Below are 275 nucleotides of genomic sequence, written 5' to 3'. Positions count from 1 at the left end.
AGAAGGGGGGAGGCCTCGCGGCCTCCCCCCTTTTTTGAGTTCTATAAGCTAACATTTGCCCTTTCTGTTTTAGGCGTGCTCGGATTGACTTTAGTCGAGGGCATCGTTGTCGCTCGCGGTGAGGTAGAGCCGATCTTTTTGTTTATGTCGCTTTCTGGTGGCGATCAGCCGGCTCCAGGGTTCTGTCGCCACGTATATCCGCACGGATCTTTTGCTCCTTATTTCCAGTAAATCAATTAAGGGGCGTTGTTTCAATCAAATAAACTCCGCCAGCG

At 50.9% G+C, this 275-nt stretch carries 1 protein-coding gene; it reads left to right on the top strand.

Translation table 11 applies throughout. From position 1 onward, the window contains the following. The coding region (locus DW899_RS10835; RefSeq protein WP_233539971.1) for a hypothetical protein at nucleotides 1–231 on the top strand (231 nt) is incomplete at its 5' end. Between the last annotated feature and the right edge of the window lie 44 nt (nucleotides 232–275).

The organism is Collinsella sp. AM41-2BH (genome assembly GCF_003468085.1).
Taxonomy (GTDB): domain Bacteria; phylum Actinomycetota; class Coriobacteriia; order Coriobacteriales; family Coriobacteriaceae; genus Collinsella.
Note: the sequence above shows the minus strand (reverse complement) of the source record. Positions and strands in the feature narration are given on the sequence as shown.